This window comes from Luteococcus peritonei, from assembly GCF_039526385.1.
Classification (GTDB): Bacteria; Actinomycetota; Actinomycetes; order Propionibacteriales; family Propionibacteriaceae; genus Luteococcus; species Luteococcus peritonei.
Window position 1 is genome coordinate 52,904 of sequence record NZ_BAAAIX010000021.1, and the last position, 18,090, is coordinate 70,993.

General features: G+C 71.0%; 19 protein-coding genes. 7 read left to right on the top strand and 12 right to left on the bottom strand.

The window, feature by feature from the left end:
- Window positions 1-11 precede the first annotated feature (11 nt).
- From ABD073_RS09280 to ABD073_RS09290, 3 genes are all read right to left on the bottom strand, one after another.
- Window positions 12-866, bottom strand: a complete 855-nt coding sequence (locus ABD073_RS09280) for a class I SAM-dependent methyltransferase (RefSeq protein WP_343873927.1) — start codon at window positions 864-866, stop codon at window positions 12-14.
- Window positions 867-962: 96 nt separating this feature from the next.
- Window positions 963-1,988 (bottom strand): HAD-IA family hydrolase, encoded by a 1,026-nt coding sequence (locus tag ABD073_RS09285; RefSeq protein ID WP_343873928.1) that lies wholly within the window; start codon window positions 1,986-1,988, stop codon window positions 963-965.
- Between the two features lie 101 nt (window positions 1,989-2,089).
- Window positions 2,090-3,370 carry a cytochrome P450 gene (locus tag ABD073_RS09290; protein ID WP_343873930.1) on the bottom strand — a complete coding sequence of 427 codons (1,281 nt, stop codon included), beginning with the start codon at window positions 3,368-3,370 and terminating at the stop codon, window positions 2,090-2,092.
- A gap of 136 nt (window positions 3,371-3,506) precedes the next feature.
- Here ABD073_RS09290 and ABD073_RS09295 point away from each other — a divergent pair, with 136 nt between their 5' ends.
- The 4 genes from ABD073_RS09295 to ABD073_RS09310 all read left to right on the top strand — a co-directional run bounded on the left by ABD073_RS09295 (window position 3,507) and on the right by ABD073_RS09310 (window position 6,154).
- Window positions 3,507-4,109: a hypothetical protein gene (locus ABD073_RS09295; protein WP_343873932.1), complete on the top strand. Its 603-nt coding sequence runs from the start codon at window positions 3,507-3,509 to the stop codon at window positions 4,107-4,109.
- A gap of 83 nt (window positions 4,110-4,192) precedes the next feature.
- On the top strand, window positions 4,193-4,939 hold the full coding sequence (locus ABD073_RS09300) for a histidine phosphatase family protein (RefSeq protein ID WP_343873933.1): 747 nt from the start codon (window positions 4,193-4,195) through the stop codon (window positions 4,937-4,939).
- Window positions 4,936-5,862, top strand: a complete 927-nt coding sequence (locus tag ABD073_RS09305; protein ID WP_343873935.1) for an NAD(P)H-hydrate dehydratase — start codon at window positions 4,936-4,938, stop codon at window positions 5,860-5,862. Before ABD073_RS09300 ends, ABD073_RS09305 begins: the two co-directional genes overlap by 4 nt.
- Before the next feature lie 40 nt (window positions 5,863-5,902).
- The gene (locus ABD073_RS09310; RefSeq protein ID WP_343873936.1) at window positions 5,903-6,154 is read left to right on the top strand and encodes a DUF6582 domain-containing protein; all 252 of its coding nucleotides are present in this window, start codon (window positions 5,903-5,905) and stop codon (window positions 6,152-6,154) included.
- A 45-nt stretch (window positions 6,155-6,199) separates the two neighbouring features.
- On the opposite strand, the gene cysE is transcribed toward ABD073_RS09310, so the two are convergent.
- Window positions 6,200-7,045, bottom strand: a complete 846-nt coding sequence (cysE, locus tag ABD073_RS09315) for a serine O-acetyltransferase (RefSeq protein ID WP_343873938.1) — start codon at window positions 7,043-7,045, stop codon at window positions 6,200-6,202.
- Window positions 7,046-7,201: 156 nt separating this feature from the next.
- On the opposite strand from cysE, the gene ABD073_RS09320 reads away from it, so the two are divergent.
- Complete coding sequence (locus ABD073_RS09320; RefSeq protein ID WP_343873939.1) at window positions 7,202-7,711, top strand: NUDIX hydrolase; 510 nt, start codon at window positions 7,202-7,204, stop codon at window positions 7,709-7,711.
- A gap of 72 nt (window positions 7,712-7,783) precedes the next feature.
- Here the strand turns inward: ABD073_RS09320 and ABD073_RS09325 are convergent, their stop codons facing one another.
- A complete protein-coding gene (locus ABD073_RS09325) occupies window positions 7,784-8,173 on the bottom strand; it encodes a hypothetical protein (RefSeq protein WP_343873941.1) in 390 nt (129 codons plus the stop codon).
- Between the two features lie 132 nt (window positions 8,174-8,305).
- On the opposite strand from ABD073_RS09325, the gene ABD073_RS09330 reads away from it, so the two are divergent.
- Window positions 8,306-9,178 (top strand): aminodeoxychorismate lyase, encoded by an 873-nt coding sequence (locus ABD073_RS09330; RefSeq protein ID WP_343873943.1) that lies wholly within the window; start codon window positions 8,306-8,308, stop codon window positions 9,176-9,178.
- Window positions 9,179-9,274: 96 nt separating this feature from the next.
- Here the strand turns inward: ABD073_RS09330 and ABD073_RS09335 are convergent, their stop codons facing one another.
- Both ABD073_RS09335 and tsaA read right to left on the bottom strand, forming a co-directional pair.
- On the bottom strand, window positions 9,275-9,811 hold the full coding sequence (locus ABD073_RS09335; protein WP_343873945.1) for a DJ-1/PfpI family protein: 537 nt from the start codon (window positions 9,809-9,811) through the stop codon (window positions 9,275-9,277).
- Between the two features lie 228 nt (window positions 9,812-10,039).
- The gene (gene tsaA / locus ABD073_RS09340; RefSeq protein WP_343873946.1) at window positions 10,040-10,756 is read right to left on the bottom strand and encodes a tRNA (N6-threonylcarbamoyladenosine(37)-N6)-methyltransferase TrmO; all 717 of its coding nucleotides are present in this window, start codon (window positions 10,754-10,756) and stop codon (window positions 10,040-10,042) included.
- 71 nt (window positions 10,757-10,827) lie between these two features.
- Between tsaA and ABD073_RS09345 the strand changes: the two genes are divergently transcribed.
- Window positions 10,828-11,349, top strand: coding sequence for a glycine cleavage system transcriptional repressor (locus ABD073_RS09345; protein ID WP_343873948.1), 522 nt, complete (start codon window positions 10,828-10,830; stop codon window positions 11,347-11,349).
- 106 nt (window positions 11,350-11,455) lie between these two features.
- Here the strand turns inward: ABD073_RS09345 and ABD073_RS09350 are convergent, their stop codons facing one another.
- The 5 genes from ABD073_RS09350 to hisD all read right to left on the bottom strand — a co-directional run bounded on the left by ABD073_RS09350 (window position 11,456) and on the right by hisD (window position 18,075).
- Window positions 11,456-13,180, bottom strand: coding sequence for an alpha-glucosidase (locus ABD073_RS09350; protein WP_343873949.1), 1,725 nt, complete (start codon window positions 13,178-13,180; stop codon window positions 11,456-11,458).
- Between the two features lie 18 nt (window positions 13,181-13,198).
- Window positions 13,199-13,984 carry a sulfite exporter TauE/SafE family protein gene (locus ABD073_RS09355; protein ID WP_343873951.1) on the bottom strand — a complete coding sequence of 262 codons (786 nt, stop codon included), beginning with the start codon at window positions 13,982-13,984 and terminating at the stop codon, window positions 13,199-13,201.
- Window positions 13,985-13,991: 7 nt separating this feature from the next.
- Window positions 13,992-15,245: an ester cyclase gene (locus ABD073_RS09360; protein ID WP_343873953.1), complete on the bottom strand. Its 1,254-nt coding sequence runs from the start codon at window positions 15,243-15,245 to the stop codon at window positions 13,992-13,994.
- 60 nt (window positions 15,246-15,305) lie between these two features.
- Entirely contained in the window at window positions 15,306-16,619 is a 1,314-nt protein-coding gene (locus tag ABD073_RS09365; RefSeq protein WP_343873956.1) for an ABC transporter substrate-binding protein, read from the bottom strand.
- 127 nt (window positions 16,620-16,746) lie between these two features.
- A complete protein-coding gene (gene hisD, locus ABD073_RS09370) occupies window positions 16,747-18,075 on the bottom strand; it encodes a histidinol dehydrogenase (RefSeq protein ID WP_343873958.1) in 1,329 nt (442 codons plus the stop codon).
- Between the last annotated feature and the right edge of the window lie 15 nt (window positions 18,076-18,090).

An 18,090-nucleotide genomic window follows, 5' to 3' on the forward strand; every position in this document is an offset into this window, starting at 1 on the left:
CGGATCGGGCCTCAGCCGCGCCGGGCCACCACGGTGAAGGTGCAGGGGATGATGTCGGCCAGCTCAGCGGGCCAGCGGTAGCCCTCGGGGGATTCCACCATGCGCTCCGAGAAGCGCCAGTCCAGGGTCCGACCCTCGTCGAGGCGCTCGATCTGCAGCCCGGCCCGCAGCAGGGCTCCCACGACCTCCGACATCGGGTGGGGCCACTCGTAGCTGCGCGGCTCGGCCACCGTGCCGTCCCCGATGTAGGTGCCCTCGTCGTCCCAGGCCTGCGCCTGGCCGGTGCCGAAGTAGGCGTGGCGCAGCACCGGCTCGGCGGCCTGCTCGTCGAGCGCGTACATCATGGGGTGCCCGTCGCGCAGGTGGAAGATCCCACCGGGCCGCAGCAGTGCGGCCACCTGGGTGGCCCATCGGTCCAGGTCCTGCAACCAGCAGAGCACGCCGACGGAGGTGTAGACCACGTCGAACTGGTCCCCGAGGGCGGCCGCCGCGTCCATCACGTCGGACTCCACGAAACGGATCTGCTCGCCGGCCTCGCCGGCCAGGCGTCGTGCCACCTCCAGCGAGGCGGGGGAGAGGTCAAGCCCGGTCACCCGGGCGCCGCTGCGGGCCAGCGAGAGGGTGTCGGTGCCGATGTGGCACTGCAGGTGCGCCACGTCCTTGCCGGCCAGCGAGGAGCCCAGGTGCTGCTCGATCACCGGCAGGTCGGTGAGCACGACCGCCGAACGCAGCGTCCGGTCCTCCACGAAGCGGTGCGCCTGGTAGGCCTGCTCGTGCAAGGGGGCGCGGGAGTCCCAGTTGCGACGATTCGCCTCGCGCGCCTCGTCCCAGCTGATCGCGACCCGCTGCCCGCTCGCTGTGTCCATGCCCGCGAGGCTACTGCCGGCCTCGGCCGGGTGCACCTGAATTCTGGCCGGTGTCCTCTGGTCGATGTCCTCTGGAGCCAGCGCTGGAGCAACTGCTCACAGCCCCAGGTACGGCCCCGCCTCGGCGATGCTCGCGACCACCGGGACGCCCGGGAAGGCCTCGGCGGTGACCATGCCGGTGGTGACGGCGACGAAGTCCAGCCCCGCGCCGGCGGCGGCCTGGGCGTCCATCACCGCGTCGCCGACATAGCTCACCCGCTCGATCCCCAGGCACCGCAGGGTGTCCAGGGCCGCGGTGAAGACGGCCGGGTCGGGCTTGTGCACCGGGCTGCGGTCGGCGCCCTGCACCGTGAAGAGCCGGTCGACGGGGAAGCCGCAGCGTCGCAGGTCGTCGGCGGCCGGCTGGCTCAGCGTCGAGGTCACCACGCCCACCGGGATCCCGGCGTCCAGCAGGTCGGTGACCAGCTCGACGGCGCCGGGGCGGGTGGTCTTGGGGTAGAGGTGGGCCGAGGCGTGGTTGGTGGCCACCATCTCCTCGGTGCTGGCGGCGTCGCGGTAGAGGTGCCCCAGCATCATGCCGAAGGGCTCTCCCCAGTGGCGGGCCAGGGTCTCGTCGTCCAGGTCGATGCCGTAGTGCTCGCGGGCGACGAAGCGGTGGTGCTCCCACTTCACCTCGCGGGTGGCCACCAGGGTGTCGTCCAGGTCGAAGAGCACGGCGCGGTCCTGGGCGAAGAAGCCCTTGGCCAGCAGGTCGTCGACCACGGCACCGATGGTGGGCGTCATCCGGTCACGGTCCTCGGGGGCGAGCCAGGCCAGCTCATCCACCTCGGCACTGGCCACGGGCTCGCCCGCGACGTCGGCGGTCATCGCCGTGGTGCGCACCACCGTGCCGGCGGCCTGGGCATCGGCCTCGTGGGTGAACACGCCCCAGGGGCGCACCGTGGCCGGGTCCACCTGCACGCCCAGCTCCTCGGCCAGCTCACGGGTCAGCGCCGCGAGATCGTCCTCGCCCGGCTCGCGCTTGCCCCCGGGCAGGTAGCACCGCTCCCGACCGGCGGAGCGGGTGGTGAGCAGCCGGCCGTCACGGACGTGCACCAGCGCCACCTTGTCGATGATGGTCATGCCCGAAGGCTAGTGGCAGGCAGGACGGGGCGACGGCAGGCCGCCGTGGGCAGCCTGCCGTCGCCTCGCGCCTCAGGCGCTGTGGCCCGGGTGATGCCGCCTCAGGCGATCCGGACCCGCACCCCGCTCTCGGGACGGGTGGGCATGGTGGTCCAGCTGAACTCCAGCCCGCCCTGCTCCAGCTCCACCCCGGGCCGCGAGAGCGCCGAGACGGTGGCCGACAGGCAGGTGACGGCGATCTTCTCCCCGGGGCAGCGGTGGCCGGTGTGCACCGACGATCCGCCCTGGGGGATGAAGGCGGCCACCTGCTCGCCGTCCACGCCCAGGAAGCGGTCGGGGTTGAAGCGGCGCGCCTCGTCCCACTCGCTCGGGTCGGTATTGGTGCCCAGCACGTCCAGCAGCACCCGCTGGCCGGCGCGCACCTGCTGGCCCTGGTAGGTGAAGTCCTTGCGGGCGAAGGCGGGCAGCATCGGCACGAAGGGGAAGACCCGGCGCACCTCCTGGGCGAAGGCGATGGCGAAGGGGCCGTCCAGCAGACCCTCGCGCTCGGCCACCTCGTCGGCGATCCGCTGCCGGTACTCGGGATGCACCACCAGGGCCCGGGCCGCGAAGGCGGCGAAGCGGGCGACGGCGATGGTGGGCCGGGTGGAGTTCTGCAGCTCGACGCCGGCCGTCTTGGCGTCCAGCTGGCGCCCCTCGTGGTCGGTGAAGGCGGCCCAGCGGGCCAGGGCGGTCTCCGGGGCGGGGGTGATCTCGCCGCTGCGCGTGCGCTCCACCAGGCTCTGGTACCACTCGTCACAGCGACGACGGTTGAGCCAGGCCTTCGCATGGGCGGGGCTCAGCTTGCCGAAGCCGTCGACGATCTCGCCCAGGCGGATCGCCCAGGGGTCGAGCTCGGCGTCGTCGCCCGGCACACCGGCCCAGCGCAGCGCGGCGCGGCCGTAGGCGAGCACGGTGGCGTCGTAGACATTCGAGGGCTTGGCGGCGAGCTCGATCATCATCTTCTCGACCTCGGCCGCCAGGATCGGCTTGAAGCGCTCCACCTGGGCGTCGTCGTAGGCGATGGCGATGAACTGCGCCTTGCGGGCGCGGTGCGCCTCGTCATCCAGGGTGTGCACGGCCCCCTCGCCGAAGAGCGGGCCCTGCACCGCCACCGGCATGGCTCCGTGGCGCTTCATCAGATCGTCGTCGTAGAAGAGCTCGACGCCTGCGGCGCCGCGCACCAGCAGCGCCGGACGGCCGAGCAGACGCAGCGCGAGCGGCCGGGGGTCACCGGCGTCGCGGCCCTGTGCGCGGCGGGCGCGCTCCTGGAAGAGGTAGCCGTCGCGCAGGAAGCTCAACGACTGGTCGCCCCAGCGGGCGACCGTGGTGCTCAGGCTCATGATGGGTTCTCCTCGTTGTGGTCTGGCGTCCCCTCGAACCTAGCCGTACCGACCAGCCGGAAAACTACCCATGGTGGTAGCAGTCCCCTCCCGCGGTCGGATGTGGTGTGCCACCGGGTGCCGCAAGGATCGAGGCATGGATCAACAAGGGATGGCCGCCGCCTGCCTGGTGGCCCTGGCACTGGCGGTGCTCTCCCTGCTCGGCATCCGGCAGGCGGGGACGGCCCACGGCCAGACCGACCTGGTGGGCTGGCTCTGGCTGGCGCGGCTGACCAATTCGGGGACGGCCTGGGCCTCGCTGCTGGTGCTGACCGGCTTCCTGGTGCGCTCGCCGCGGGCCGCGATGCTGGCAGCCCCTGTCACCATGTACCTCTCGCTGTGCTCGCACTACGCGCTCGGGATCTGGCTCGGACCCTATGACGGCACCATCTGGGGGCAGAACCTGTCCTGGTTCGGCCTGGCACTGGTGCTGGGCATCCCCTTGGGCTGGGTGGGCGCCATGGCCCGCAGGGGTCACCGCGCTGCCCGGCTGGTGGTACCCGCCGGTGCGGTGGCGGAACCGTTGCTGCTGGGGATGCTCTTCCCGCCCGCCCACCTCGGCCCTGCCGACGCCCTGGGCACGGCCCTGGCCGGCGGGACACTGCTGCTGCTCGGTCTGCTGGGCGGTTCGCGGGTGCTGGTCCGTGAGCCGCGGGCCGTCACCCCGGATGCCTTCGGAGCGCCCCGGTCACCGTCCTGAGCCCTGGAGGAGGTCGCACGCCCACCGCGAAATCCGCACGCCAGGGGGTGTTCCGGCGCGACGGCGCTGGCTAGCCTGCCCGGGTGACCACCACCCAGATCATCCTTGTCCGCCACGGCCAGTCCGAGGGCAATGTGGCCGCCGAACGGGCCATCGAGACCCATGCCGACCACATCGAGGTGCCCGCCCGCGATGCCGACGTGGTGCTCTCCGAGCTCGGCCTGCAGCAGGCCGAGGCGGTGGGCCGCTGGCTGTCCGGCCTGAGCGAACAGGAGCGTCCCGAACTGCTGTGGTCGAGCCCCTTCCGTCGGGCCCGGCAGACCGCGGAGACCGCTCTGGAGGTGGCTGACTTCCAGATGGACATGCGCATCGACGAGCGGCTGCGCGACCGTGACATGGGCATCACGGACATGCTCACCGGCGACGGCATCCGCAAGAAGTACCCCGAGGAGGCCGAGCGGCGCGAGTGGATCGGCAAGTTCTACTACCGCCCGCCGGGCGGCGAGTCCTGGGCCGACGTCGCCTTCCGGGTGCGCGCGGTGCTCAGCGACATCGCCACCCAGGCCGAGGGCAAGTGCGTCCTGGTGACCGCGCACGACGTGGTGAACCTGCTCTTCTGCTACGTCGCGGAGGGGATGGACGAGGCGGGTGTGCTGGAGCGCTCCCGAACCAACGGGCTGAAGAATGCCGCGATCTGTCGGCTGCGTCGCGACCAGGACTCGGCCACCGGCTGGGTGGTCACCGACTACAACATCGACTCCCACCTCACCGAGCAGGGCGTGACGGTCACCGACCAGCCCGGCGCCTCCGACGAGGTGGGTGGCAAGTGAGCCCGAAGCGACCCGAGGTGCCCCAGGCGGCGGCCGGCGGCACCCTCGCCCACCCGATGCTGATCACGCCGGCCATGCTGCGTTCCTGGCCCCTGCCCGAGCCGACGGGTTCCAAGTACCGCCGGGGGCAGGTGCTGGTCGTGGGCGGGGCCCGGTTCACCCCCGGTGCGGCCATGCTTGCCGGGCTGGCGGGGCTGCGCGTCGGTGCCGGCCGGCTCAGCCTCGGCGTGGCCGAGTCGGTCGCCGGTCGGGTGGCCGTCGCCATCCCGGAGTCCGGTGCCTTCGGCCTGGCGGAGGACGACGAGGGGTCGGTGAGCGGCGAGGCCGTTGCCCAGGTGCTCGGCAAGGAGATCGGACGCACCGACGCGCTGCTGGTGGGTCCGGGCCTGGACGAGCCGGAGGGCACCATCCGGCTGCTGACCGAGATCCTCGCCGAGCTTCCCTCCGAGGTGCCCGTGGTGCTGGATGCCTTCGGCGCCACGGTGCTGCCCGACCTGGACCCGGCGCTGCTCAAGCAGCTCTCGGGTCGTCTGGTGCTGACCCCCAATGCCGGTGAGCTGGCCCGCCTGTTGGAGCTGGACGAGCTGGACGAGGAGGACGTGGCCCAGGCGAGCCTGGACTGCGCCAAGCGCTACGGCGCCGCTGTGGGGTGCAATTCCTGGGTGGTGCACGAGGGCCGGGTCTGGCAGGTGACCACCGGCGACACCGGCCTGGGAACCTCAGGCAGTGGCGACGTGGTGGCCGGCGCCGTGGCAGGCCTGCTCAGCCGTGGCGCCTCCCTGCCGCAGGCGCTGGGCTGGGGCAAGTACGTGCACGCGGCCGCCGGGGACGCGCTGGTGGCCCGCTTCGGCCGGGTCGGCTACCTGGCCGGCGAGCTGCTGCCCGAGCTGCCGCGCGTGCTGTCCAGCCTGGGAGGCGACTGAAACCGGCCGGCCCGTGCCCGGCCCGATACCGAGGAGAACGATGACTCGACCGATCCACCATCGTGACGACGTGGACCCCGCGGAGGGGGAGAAGAAGTACGGCGACGTGGACTTCGCCGACCCGGTGAACAAGAAGTACCCGATCGACAGCCCCGAGCACGTGCGGGCCGCGTGGAGCTACATCAACCAGGCGTCGAATGCCGCCAAGTACCGCGCCGACGAGGTGGAGCGGATCAAGCGCCGCATCACCGAGGCCGCCGGGCGCCACGGTGTGGAGATCGACACCGACTGACGCTGGCCGTCGCACCGGCGCCGGAGGCCGCCACCTCATCCGGCCTCATTCGCCGGAAGGTTGCTCCGCCTCGATCGACTGGTCCATGTCCAGCGCCGGCATCGCCGAGCGCGGGTAGGAGACCGGCTTGGCGGGCACACCGGCGACGGTGGTGTGCGGCTCCACGTCGGAGAGCACCACCGAACCGGCGCCGATCTTGGCGCCCTCGCCCACCTGGATGTTGCCCAGCACCTTGGCGCCGGCACCGATCATGACGCCGCGGCCCACCTTGGGGTGGCGGTCGCCACCCTCCTTGCCGGTGCCGCCCAGGGTGACCTCGTGCAGCATGGAGAAGTCGTCGCCCACCACCGCGGTCTCGCCGATCACCACGCTGGTGGCGTGGTCGAACATCAGGCCCTTGCCCAGCTGGGCGCCCGGGTGGATGTCCACCGCGAAGACCTCGGAGATCCGGCTCTGCAGGAAGAGCGCCAGCGCGATACGGCCCTGGTTCCAGTAGTGGTGCGCCACCCGGTGGGCCTGGATGGCGTGGAAGCCCTTGAAGTAGAGCAGCGGAACCGAGTAGCCGCGGCAGGCGGGGTCGCGGGTGAAGATGGCCTGCAGGTCTGCGCGGACCGCCTCGCAGATGGACTCGTCGTTGGCGAAGACCGGCTGCAGCAGGTCTCGCAGGGTGAGCGCGGTGACCGTCGGGTTCTCCAGCTTGGAGGCCAACAGGTAGCTGAGCGAGTCGGCCAGCGTCTCGTGGCCCAGGATCACGGTGTTCAGGAAGCCGGCCAGCGCGGGCTCGGTGATGGCGTCGTGCTCGGCCTCCTCGCGGATGCGCTCCCAGATCTTGTCATTGGGGACCGGGGTGCGGTCGTGCTGCATGGAGCCTTCGGCGGCGGTGCGGATCATGCGGGGACTTCCTGGTCGGCAGAGCTGTCAGCAGGACAACACCGTCACATCCCCGGTGCATTCCTGCCAAGGGGTCTCGGGAGGCGGACAGACGGACCCGGATCCGTGGTCGGACCCGGATCCGTGGTCGGACCGGGCGGTGGAATGCTGGTGGGCATGGAGGACGCGACGGAGGAGATGGTCGCCCTGTGCGACGAGCAGGGCCGCGTGGTGGGGGCCGCCCCGCGCTCGCTGATGCGGGCCCGCAACCTGCGCCATGCCGCTACCGGCATCTGGGTCACCAATTCCGCCGGCCAGGTCTACGTCCACCGACGCACCACCACCAAGGACGTCTACCCCGGCTACCACGACTTCGCCGCCGGGGGCGTACTGGATGCCGGTGAGACGCCGCTGGCCTGCGCCGAGCGGGAACTGGCCGAGGAGCTGGGGATCAGCGGGGTGCCGCTGCGCTTCATCGGGGAGACCGACTATGCCGACGAGCACGTCGACTTCCATGCCTGGCTCTATGCCGTCACCTGGGACGGACCGATCCGGCACCAGCCCAGCGAGGTGGCCTGGGGCGCCTGGGTGGAGCCGGAGGAGATCCGTCGGATGATCGAGGACCCCACGGTGCCGGTGATGCCGGACAGCGTCGCGGTCTGGCAGGCCATGGACCTGCTGCCCTGAGGACGACGGCCTGCCGGCGACCGGGGCAGGGCGAATGCCTCGGCCGCAACCCGCGGAGCGCGGGCGCGGTTCTCAGGCCAGCGAGCCGGACCACTGCGGCTCGACGACGCCCAGCTCAGGGCTGGCCAGGGCCAGCGCCAGCCGCATCATGGCGCGCGAGGCCGGTGCCTCGGCATCGATTGCGCCCGCCTGGGCGGGCAGCAGCAGGCGCACCGTGATCTCCGTGTCCAGCGCGCTGGAGCCGTGCCGGGCCATCGACCGGGTGACCGCCACCTGCCAGCTGGTTCCAGCCGCGAGGCTGCCGGCGGCGAGCTGCTCGTCGGTGACGGCGAAGGCCAGCAGCTGATCGGCCTGGAAGTCGCCGGAGGCGCGACGAGGATCCTCGGTGACCGGCAGGTCCTCGGTCAGACGGACGGAGTCAGCGGACAGGGTGCGTGCGGTGAAGGCGGGGACGAGCTCCATGGCCACCATCATGCCGTGGAGCCGTGGCGAGGCTGATGGTGCGCTGTGCCTGACGGAGGCTCCGGCGGGAACGGCAGCCCGGCTGCCGGCCGGTGGTCCGTGGCCGGGAGCGGGAAGGAGTTGAATGGATCCATGACTTCTTCACTGGTGGCCGTGATGGGACGTGGCGTGGTGGGCGACGAGCCCGTGATCACGCCCGACGACCTGGGCTTCTCACGAGGCGACGGCTGCTTCGACTCGGCACGCGTGCTGACCGACGAGCAGGGCGCCCGGGTGGTCAACCTGGACGAGCACCTGGACCGGCTGGCCAGCTCCGCCGCTGCCCTGGACATCGACATCCCCGCACGCGAGCGGTGGGTGGAACTGGTGGACCAGGCGCTGTCGGCCTGGAGCACCCCGGGCGAGGCGGTGATGAAGTTCGTGCTGACCCGCGGCCGCGAGTGGGAGCCGCAGGCCGGTCCGCTGGCACTGCTCACCCTTCGTGAGAAGCCGGTGCTGACCCCGCGCCCCACCCCCGCCGGCCAGGTGCCGCGGGCGCTGCACGCGGTCACGCTCACCACCGGACATCCCTCCGATGCCTTCCGCGACGCGCCCTGGTTGCTGGGCGGGGTGAAGACGCTGAGCTATGTCACCAATGTGGCCGCCGCCCGGGAGGCGAAACGCCGCGGCGCCGACGACGCGATCATGGTCACCACCGACGGCTATGCGCTGGAGGGGCCCACCTCCGGTCTGGTCGTGGTCAGCGACGGCGTGATGCGCACCGCCCCCACCGGTGACACCGGGATCCTGGCCTCGGTCACCGTCGACGAGGTGATGCGCGGAGCGGCCGCCGACGGGATGGAGACCCGCGTCGAGCTGGTGCCGGTGGCAGACCTGTTCACCGCCGACGGCGTCTTCCTGGTCTCCTCGGGCCGCGGCCCGTGCCCGATCGTGGAGCTGGACGGCCGCCCGCTGCCGGTGGATGCCGAGCTGGCGGCACGCGTGGCCCGCGCCGCCGGTTTCTGAGTCCGGACAGGACGACGGCCGCCCCACAGTGTGCGGGGCGGCCGTCGTGCGTCCGGAGCAGGACCGATCCAGGTCTGGATGGGCCTGCAGCTGGGATCAGGCCTCGTCGACGGCCTTCACGAAGGCGTCCAGGTCGTCGGGGGTGCGAGAGGTGATCAGGGTCCAGCCGTTGGCGGTGCAGACCTTCACCTCCTGGTCCACGACGGTGGCGCCGGCATTGGCCAGGTCGGTGCGGATCGACTCGTAGCCGGTCAGCGTCTTGCCCTGGGCGAGCTCGGTCTCCACCAGAACCCACGGGGCATGGCAGATGGCGGCGATGGTGCGGCCGGCCTCGGCCTGCTTCTTCACGATCGCCTGGATCTCGGAGTCGATCCGCGCGGCGTCGGCGTTCAGGGTGCCGCCGGGCAGTAGCACCACATCGAAGTCGCCGGTGGCCTCGGAGAGCTTCACGTCGGTGGGGAAAACCTCTCCCTTGTCCTTGTCGCCCACCATGGTCTGGACGTCCTTGCCGCTGGGCGTCGCGACGGTCACCTCGTGGCCGAGCTCACGCAGCTTGGTCACCGGCACGACGATCTCGGGCTGCTCGGTGCCGAAGTCGGTCGACACCACGATGATCTTCTTCTGGTTGCTCATGGCCTCGACGCTACGTCGCGCTCCAGCGCTGGAACAGCGCGCAGCCGCCGATTTCGCGCTGGGCGAGCGCCCTCACAGGCCCGCCCAGGACCAGCCACGGATTGTGGGGATGATTTGGGCTCGTAGTCGACCCAAATCATCCCCACAATCCGTGCGGCAGCGGCGGCGGCAGCGGCGGCGGCAGCGGCGGCGGCAGCGGCGGTTCAGGCCTCGGTGCGGTCACTGGGGTCAGCGATAGCCGGGCCAGGCGGCCTCGGCGTCGGCCTCCAGGGGAGTGATGGAGACCACCTGCAGCAGGCTGCCGTCGAAGCGGAAGCGCACGTCGAGCCCGGCGAAGGGCAGGCCGTAGACACGCTCCGGGTTGTGCATCTGGGTGGGGCGCGGGTCGGCGCGCAGCACGCCCAGCAGGGCCTGACGGTGGGCGGGCGGGACGACGGCCAGCAGCTGCTCGTCCACCTCGACGTGGATCTCCGGTTCCGGGTGCTGCCCGATGAAGCCGCTGGTGGCCTCGGGATGGCAGTCCAGCGGGATGTAGGGCTTGAGGTCCAGCACGGGTGTGCGGTCCACCAGGTCGGCGCCGGAGACCACCAGCACCGGGCCCTCGGGGCCGTCGGTCTCCACGGACTCCAGCCGCACCGAGCTGAGCCCGATCGGATTGGGTCGCAGCGGTGCCCGCGTCGCGAAGACCCCCATCCGGGCGCCCCGCAGCCGCGGCGGCCGCACGGTGGAGCTGGTGGCGCCGGTGGACAGGCTGAACTCCCAGACCAGCCACAGGTGGCTGAAGCCCTCGATGCCCCGGATCCAGGCGGGATCGCGGAAGTCCGGCTCGAAGACCACGCGCGCGCTCAGCTCCGGCACCATCCCGGCCTGGCGCGGCACCCCGAACTTCGACGGGAAGTCGGTGCGCACCCGCGCGATGGTGCGATACGGAGCTCGGTCAGTCACAGGGCCAATCTAGGGCCGCCGGCGGCCCACGTGCCCTGTCCTGCCCGCCGGTGCGCCACTAGGCTCGGGCCATGGCGAAACTGGTACTGACCCTGATCGGCGATGATCGTGAGGGCCTGGTCTCGGCCCTGAGCTCCGTGGTGGCCGACCACGACGGCAACTGGCTGGAGAGCCAGCTGGCGCGACTCGCGGGCAAGTTCGCGGGCGTGGCCCTGGTGGAGGTCCCGGACTCGCGGGCCAATGCCTTCCGGGCTGCCGCTCGCACCGTCGAGGGCCTCGACGTGGTGGTCACCCCCGCCGATGGCGAGGTGGCCGGCGAGGGCACCCCGGTGACGCTGAACCTGGTGGGCAATGACCGCGTCGGCATCGTGCGCGAGGTCACCTCCACCCTGGCGCGCCAGGGCATCACCATCGACGAGCTGCACACCTCCACCCGCCCGGCCCCGATGGCCGAGGGCAAGCTCTTCGAGGCCGTCGCCCAGCTGCGCGTGCCCGGCGACGTCGAGCTCACCACCGTGCGCGAGCAGCTCGAGGCGATCGCCTCGGAGCTGATGGTCGACATCGACGTGGACGAGACGCCCGACGACCTCTGAGCCGCCGCGTCCGGCCGTTCCCGTCCAGACGGATCGATTGCGTGGAAACTCTGGGACACCTGTCGACCCAAAGTTTCCACGCAATCCTCGTCTGCTGCGCCTGGCCTCAGCCCAGCCAGAGGATCCGCGACTCCCAGGGGGCCAGTTCCTGCGCCGAGCCCTCACCATGCGTCGTCAGCACCGGCTCCCCGCCGCGAGGCAGGCCGGACGACGAGGGCAGCGCGCACGGCTCGCTCGACATGTTCGCCAGAACCAGCAGGCTGCCCACCCCCTCCAGGGTGCGGGTGTAGGCGAAGAGCTGCTCGTGCTCGGGCTCCAGCAGCTCGAAGACACCCTCGCGCACCACCTGGTTGACCGGCTCGTCGCCGTGCCGCAGGGCGATCAGCCGGCGGTAGTGGTGGAAGACCGAGTCCGGGTCCGCCACGGCGGCGGCGACGTTCACGGTGTCCTTGTTCGGTGTGACCGGCAACCACGGGGTCCCGGTGGTGAAGCCGGCCTGCTCCGAGTCGTCCCACTGCATCGGGGTGCGGGCGTTGTCGCGGCTCTTCACGCTGTAGGAGTGCAGCAGCTGCTCGGCGGGTGAGCCCAGCTGGCGCGCCTCCTCCCAGTGGTTCAGGGTGTCCAGGTCGCGGTACTGCTCGATGCTGGTGAAGCCGGCATTGGTCATGCCGATCTCCTCGCCCTGGTAGACGTAGGGGGTGCCCTTCATCAGGTGCAGCACGGTGCCCAGGGTCTTGGCCGAGTTCACCCGGTGCTCGGGGCTGTCGTCGCCCCAGCGCGAGACGATGCGCGGCTGGTCATGGTTGTTCCAGTACAGGGAGTTCCAGCCCCGCCCCTCCAGGCCGTCCTGCCACTTCGCCAGGTTCTGCTTCAGCTCCGGCAGGTGCAGCGGGCGCAGGTCCCAGCGGCTCCTGCCGGGCTGCACGTCCAGCCCCACGTGCTCGAACTGGAAGACCATCCCCAGCTCCTCACGGGCGGGGTCGGTGTAGCGGCTGGCGGCCTCGATGCTCACCCCGGGGCACTCGCCGACGGTGAGCAGCTCCTGGCCACAGAGCACCGCCTGGTTCATCTCGTGCAGGAACTCGTCCATCCGGGGTCCGTCGCTGACCAGGGCGCCGTCGTAGTCGTACAGCTGGCCCTCGGGGACGGTGCCGTCCACCAGCGGGAGGGTCTTGCTGATCAGGTTGATGACGTCCATCCGGAAGCCGTCGACGCCGCGGTCCACCCACCAGCGCATCATCTCGTGGACGGCCTGGCGCACCTCCGGGTTCTCCCAGTTCAGGTCCGGCTGCTTGCGGCTGAACAGGTGCAGGTAGTACTGCCCGCGCTGCTCGTCCCACTGCCAGGCCGATCCGGAGAAGTAGGAGCCCCAGCGGGTGGGCTCGGCGCCCGGCTCGCCGCCGGTGCAGCCGGGGCGGGGGTCGGACCACCAGTACCAGTCGGCCTTGTCCGAGCCAGGGTCACGGCTCTCCTGGAACCAGGCGTGCTCGTCGGAGGTGTGGTTCACCACCAGGTCCATCACCAGCTTCATGCCGCGGCTGTGGAGCCCCTCGATCAGCTCGTCGATGTCGGCCAGCGAGCCGAAGAGCGGGTCGATGTCGGTGTAGTCGCTGATGTCGTAGCCGTTGTCGTCCTGCGGGCTGCGGTAGACCGGGCTCAACCAGACGGCGTCGACGCCGAGGGCGGCCAGGTGGTCCAGCTTGGACAGGATGCCGCGGATGTCACCGATGCCGTCGCCGTCGGAGTCGCAGAAGGAGCGCGGGTAGATCTGGTAGACGACGGCGGACTTCCACCAGTCAGGGCTGCGGCCGTGGTCGGTCTGGGGATTCATGGTTCTCCTTGGATGGGTTCAGCGCAGCAGCAGCAACAGGCTGCTGCCGATGGCCAGGGCGAGGGCGAGGCGGTCGAAGACGCGCTGCGGGATGTGGGGCAGCACCTTGAGTCCCAGGGCGCAGCCCACCAGGGCCGGCACCACCAGGGCCAGGTTGAGCCAGAGGGAACCGGGATGCACCAGGCCGATCCCGATGGCGAAGGGGAGCTTGACCAGGTTCGCGAGGCAGTAGAACCAGGCCGAGGTGCCCACGAAGAGCAGCTTGGGCACCCGCAGGTGCAGCAGGTAGATGGCCATCACCGGCCCGGCCGCATTGGCGGTCATCGTGGTGAAGCCGGCCGCGCTGCCCGCCAGCAGGCCGACGGCACGACCCGGGGCCTGCGATTCCTGGCCGACATCGGCCGGCTGCTCGTCGGTGGCGCCACGCCCTCGCTGCGACTGCACCTCCTGCGCCAGCTGCATCAGCCCCATGGCCAGCAGCAGGGCTCCGATGGTGCGGCGCAGTGCCACGTCGTCCAGCAGGGTGAGGCACCAGGCGCCGAGCATGATGCCCACCACCAGGCTGGGCATCAGCACCCGGATCAGCCGCCAGTCGCAGGAGCGGCGGTAGGCGACGACGGCCACCAGGTCGCAGGCGATCAGCAGCACCAGCACGGCGCCGGTGGCGTCGTGGGCGCTCATCACCAGCGTGAACAGCACCGTCGCCACCGGACCCAGGCCGGCCACGGCGGTCTTGGAGAAGCCCACCACCAGGGCGGCGAGCACCAGCACCACCACCGTGGCGGGGGCGAGCCCGGCGATCACCGTCGGGTCACCGACGGCCTCGCAGGTCCAGCTCCAGCGGCTGGTCGGCCATGATCTGGGCGAGCACGTCGAACTCGTTGAACAGCGACCACTCGGTGGTGATCCGCCCGCCGCTGACATAGAGCTGGCTGATCCCCCACAGGTGCACCCGACGCCCGCTGGGCTCGCCGTAGAGGGCATGGCCCCGGTGTGTCCCGGCGCCGCTCCAGCGCAGGCTGACCCGGTAGCCGTCCTCGTCGTTGCCCATCCAGTAGACCTCCTCCACCAGGACGCCGAGGTCCGGGAAGGTGGCCAGCAGGGCCCGGGAGAAGGCCAGCACGTCGCCGGCGCCGTGGCCCACCCGGTCCGAGGTTCCGTTCCAGTGCACGGTGGGTGAGTAGGCGCGACGGATGGCCGACAGGTCGCGGCGGTTGAAGACGTCGTGCCACAGGCCGCGCACGAACTGGTCGATCCACGGCCGGCTTGGATCCGGCTGGAAGGGCAGCGGCTTGCGGCCGCCGTCCAGGCGCCAGACCTCCGGCACGTGGCGGGCCGGGGCGACGCCCTCGGCCAGCGCATTGCCGTGGGCGCGGGCGGCCTCCACCACGTCGATGCCCAGCTGGCGCAGCTTCGAGGCCATGTTGTAGAGCACCCACTCCTCGACGATCTCGTTGTCGATCACGACGCAGTTGGCGATGCCCCACATGTTCAGCGTGCGCCCGGTGGCCGGGCCGTACTGCCAGGCGCCCTGGTGGTGGCCGGTGTTGATGTAGCGGTGCGAGGTGGCGAAGCCCTGCTCGTCGTCGCCGGCCCAGATCACGTCGTCGGCATAGGAGCGGATGTCGGGGAAGGCGTGGATGGAGCCGATGGTGCCCTGCACCACCCGCTCGACGCCGAAGTGCGCGCCGGAGTCGTCGTAGACCACGCAGCCGGGGGCGTAGGTGTCGTAGATGTAGCCCGCGTCCTGGTCCTCCCAGATGCGGTGGGTGATCCGCACGATGTAGTCCACGATGTCGCTGAAGCCGTCCTCGAAACCGCGCATCGACTGGCGGCGCTCGGGGGAGGGCTCGCGGTCTGCCAGGGCGCCGTGCCCGGGCCGCACCGAGATCGAGAAGTCGGTGGGCATCCGGCGCCCGCTGGGCTCGTCGGAGAGGAACTGGCCGCTCAGGAAGCGCCGGACGGGCTGCCCGCCGGCCTGCCCGGGAGGCCCCTGCTCGGGGCTCGCCTGATCGGTGGGGACCTGCTGGCCGTCGGGACGGTCGGAGGATGCGTCGCGGGACATGGGTGCTCCTTGCACAGGGGGCAGGGTGGGGCGGAGGTCGGCTCCGCCCCACCCGTGCGGTCAGGACTGGATCAGCTGGTCGAGCTTGGTCTGCAGCCCGTCGAAGGCGACCTTCGGCGTCTGGGCGCCCTGGACCACCTGGTAGGTGGAGTCCTGGATGGCCTGGGTCACGTCATTGTAGGGAACGGCCTTCGGGCGGCCCTTGGCGGTGCTGATCGAGTCGTGCAGCACCGGCAGGTAGGGGAACTGCTTGACCAGGTCCGCGTCGTCGTAGAGCTCCTCCAGGGTGGGGGCGATGGAGGCCTTCTGCACCTCCACCTTCTGCTGCTCCTTGGAGGTGTACCACTTGATGAAGTCGCGGGCGGTGCCGGGATTCTTGGCGGTCTTCGCGATGGCCAGGTTGTGGCCTCCCAGGGTGGACACGCCGGGGCCGGTCAGGCCGGGCAGCGGGGCCACGTCGAACTTGCCGGCCACCTTCGACGAGCCGTCCTTGGCCTGCATCAGCGAGTAGGCATAGGGCCACTGGCGCAGGAAGACCAGCTTGCCGTCCTGGAAGGCCTGGCGGCTGGGCTCCTCCATCCAGGTGCTGGCGGCCTTCGGGATGGTGCCGTCGGCGAAGGAGTCCTTGAGCCACTGCACACCCTTGAGCGCGGCCTCCGAGTTCACCTGCGGCTTGCCCTTGTCGTCGAGGAATTCACCGCCGGCGGAGTTGACGATCTCGGCGATGTTGCAGGTCAGGCCCTCGTACTTCTGGAACTGGCCGCCGTAGCAGTTGATGCTGCCCTGCCCCGGCAGCGCCTTGACCTTGGCGCAGGCCGCCTTCATCTCGTCCCAGGTCTTCGGCGCCTCGGTGACCCCGGCCTGGGTGAGCAGGTCCTTGCGGTAGTAGAGCATGGCGCCGTCGGAGGCGTAGGGGAAGGCGTAGAGCTTGTCGAAGTAGCTGGCGCCGTCCACCGCGGAGGCCAGGTAGCCGTCGGTGGGGAACTGGTCCTTGGGCAGCTCGTGCACGTACTGCTTGGCGGCGAACTCGGCGGTCCAGACGATGTCCAGGCTGATCACGTCGTAGTTGGAGGAGCCCTTGGTGGTGGCATTGTCGATCAGCTTCTGGCGCTGCTCGTCGGCCGAGGCGGAGAGCTGGATGAAGGTGACCTTCTCGTCGGGGTGGGCCTTGTTCCACTCGTTGACCTGGGGCTGGACCAGGTTGTTGTTGTCCTTGCCCTGGACATAGGTGATGGGGCCGCGCTGGTCCCAGTTCACGGAGCTGGAGGCCCCGCTCTCGGGGCTGTCCTTGGAGCCGCCGCAGGCCGTGGCCGTCAGGGCCGTGCCGACGGCGAGCGCCACGATGGCGGTGCGACGCAGGATGGGCTGGGTCATGGGTCCTCACTTCGGATCGGTGCCGGGCAGCGGTGCCCGGCAGATGATCGAGGCACCGGGCGGGAGCCCGGTACCGGCTGCCCCGTGGGGCGGGCGGTGACGGCAACGGTGCCGCCACCGCGGTGCGCTACTGCTCGTCGGCGGCGAACCAGCGGGTCCGCAGCGCTGCGGTGAACTCGTGGGCGGCCATGCCCTCGAAGTTGGCGATCCGCTCCACGTGGGGAGCGAGTTCGGGGGTGGCGGAGCGCTCCACCCGCTGGTAGGTCAGCGGCCGCAGGAAACGACTCACCGACAGACCGGCATTGGACCGCGCGACGCCCCCGGTGGGCAGCACGTGGTTGGTACCGGTGATGCCCTTGTCCGAGTATGCGACGGTGGACCACTTGCCGAGGAAGACCGAGCCGTAGTTGGACAGGTTGTCCAGGTACCAGTCGTCGTCGCTGGTGATCACCTCGAGGTGCTCCGGGGCCAGGATGTCCATCAGCTCCACCGCGGTCTCGCGGTCCTCGGCCCAGTAGACGGCCCCGTAGTCGCGCCAGGCCGGACCGGCGATGTACTCGGTGGACAGCCCGGCCAGCTGGCGCTCGATCTCGGCGACGACGGCGGTGCCCAGCTCGCGCGAGGTGGTGACCAGGCAGGCCGGGGACTGCGGCCCGTGCTCGGCCTGGCCCAGCAGGTCGGCGGCGACGGTCTCGGCGTCGGCGGTCTCGTCGGCGATCACCGCCACCTCGGAGGGACCGGCCAGCAGGTCGATGCCCACCTCGCCGAAGAGCTGGCGCTTGGCCTCGGTGACATAGGCATTGCCGGCGCCGACGATCATGTCCACCGGCTGCTCGCCCAGCAGGCCGAAGGCCATGGCCGCGATCGCCTGTACCCCGCCCAGCACGAAGACCCGGTCGGCTCCGGCGAGGTAGGTGGAGTAGAGCACCGCGGCATTGCCACCGGTGGGCGACATCGGCGGGGTGCAGGCGGTGACCGATCCGACGCCGGCGGCCTTGGCCACGCCGACGGTCATGAAGGCGCTGGACAGGATGGGGAAGTTGCCCGCCGGAAGGTAGGCACCCACCCGGGGCACCGGACGGTAGCGGTAGCCGGCCACGACACCGGGCAGCACCTCGATCTCGAAGTCCTCCATGGCGGCGCGCTGGGCGTCGGCGAAGCGTCGGGTCCGCTCGGAGCCGGCCTCCAGCGAGGTCCGCAGCTCGGCCGGCAGCTCGTCGCCCACGCGAGCCATCTGCTCGGGGGTCATCTCGATGCTCTCACCGGCCCACTTGTCCAGCGTGCGCGAGTACTCCATGGCCGCGTCGAGACCGCCCTTCTCGATCGTCGAGAGCATCTGGGAGACGGTCTCGACCACCTGCGGCAGCCGCTGGGCGGGAACGCCGCCGACGGCGGGAGCCTTCAGCTCCTCGTACCGGCCTCGGACGTAGGGGGTTCGCTTGGCATCCATGTGCATGGGCAGAATCTACGC

What these genes read in the sequence shown, in the direction of transcription:
- ABD073_RS09280 (WP_343873927.1), bottom strand. Translation starts at nt 866, where the DNA reads ATGGACACAGCGAGCGGGCAGCGGGTCGCGATCAGCTGGGACGAGGCG.
- ABD073_RS09285 (WP_343873928.1), bottom strand. Translation starts at nt 1,988, where the DNA reads ATGACCATCATCGACAAGGTGGCGCTGGTGCACGTCCGTGACGGCCGG.
- ABD073_RS09290 (WP_343873930.1), bottom strand. Translation starts at nt 3,370, where the DNA reads ATGAGCCTGAGCACCACGGTCGCCCGCTGGGGCGACCAGTCGTTGAGC.
- ABD073_RS09295 (WP_343873932.1), top strand. Translation starts at nt 3,507, where the DNA reads ATGGATCAACAAGGGATGGCCGCCGCCTGCCTGGTGGCCCTGGCACTG.
- ABD073_RS09310 (WP_343873936.1), top strand. Translation starts at nt 5,903, where the DNA reads ATGACTCGACCGATCCACCATCGTGACGACGTGGACCCCGCGGAGGGG.
- cysE (WP_343873938.1), bottom strand. Translation starts at nt 7,045, where the DNA reads ATGATCCGCACCGCCGCCGAAGGCTCCATGCAGCACGACCGCACCCCG.
- ABD073_RS09320 (WP_343873939.1), top strand. Translation starts at nt 7,202, where the DNA reads ATGGAGGACGCGACGGAGGAGATGGTCGCCCTGTGCGACGAGCAGGGC.
- ABD073_RS09325 (WP_343873941.1), bottom strand. Translation starts at nt 8,173, where the DNA reads ATGGAGCTCGTCCCCGCCTTCACCGCACGCACCCTGTCCGCTGACTCC.
- ABD073_RS09330 (WP_343873943.1), top strand. Translation starts at nt 8,306, where the DNA reads ATGACTTCTTCACTGGTGGCCGTGATGGGACGTGGCGTGGTGGGCGAC.
- ABD073_RS09335 (WP_343873945.1), bottom strand. Translation starts at nt 9,811, where the DNA reads ATGAGCAACCAGAAGAAGATCATCGTGGTGTCGACCGACTTCGGCACC.
- ABD073_RS09345 (WP_343873948.1), top strand. Translation starts at nt 10,828, where the DNA reads ATGGCGAAACTGGTACTGACCCTGATCGGCGATGATCGTGAGGGCCTG.
- ABD073_RS09350 (WP_343873949.1), bottom strand. Translation starts at nt 13,180, where the DNA reads ATGAATCCCCAGACCGACCACGGCCGCAGCCCTGACTGGTGGAAGTCC.
- ABD073_RS09360 (WP_343873953.1), bottom strand. Translation starts at nt 15,245, where the DNA reads ATGTCCCGCGACGCATCCTCCGACCGTCCCGACGGCCAGCAGGTCCCC.
- ABD073_RS09365 (WP_343873956.1), bottom strand. Translation starts at nt 16,619, where the DNA reads ATGACCCAGCCCATCCTGCGTCGCACCGCCATCGTGGCGCTCGCCGTC.
- hisD (WP_343873958.1), bottom strand. Translation starts at nt 18,075, where the DNA reads ATGCACATGGATGCCAAGCGAACCCCCTACGTCCGAGGCCGGTACGAG.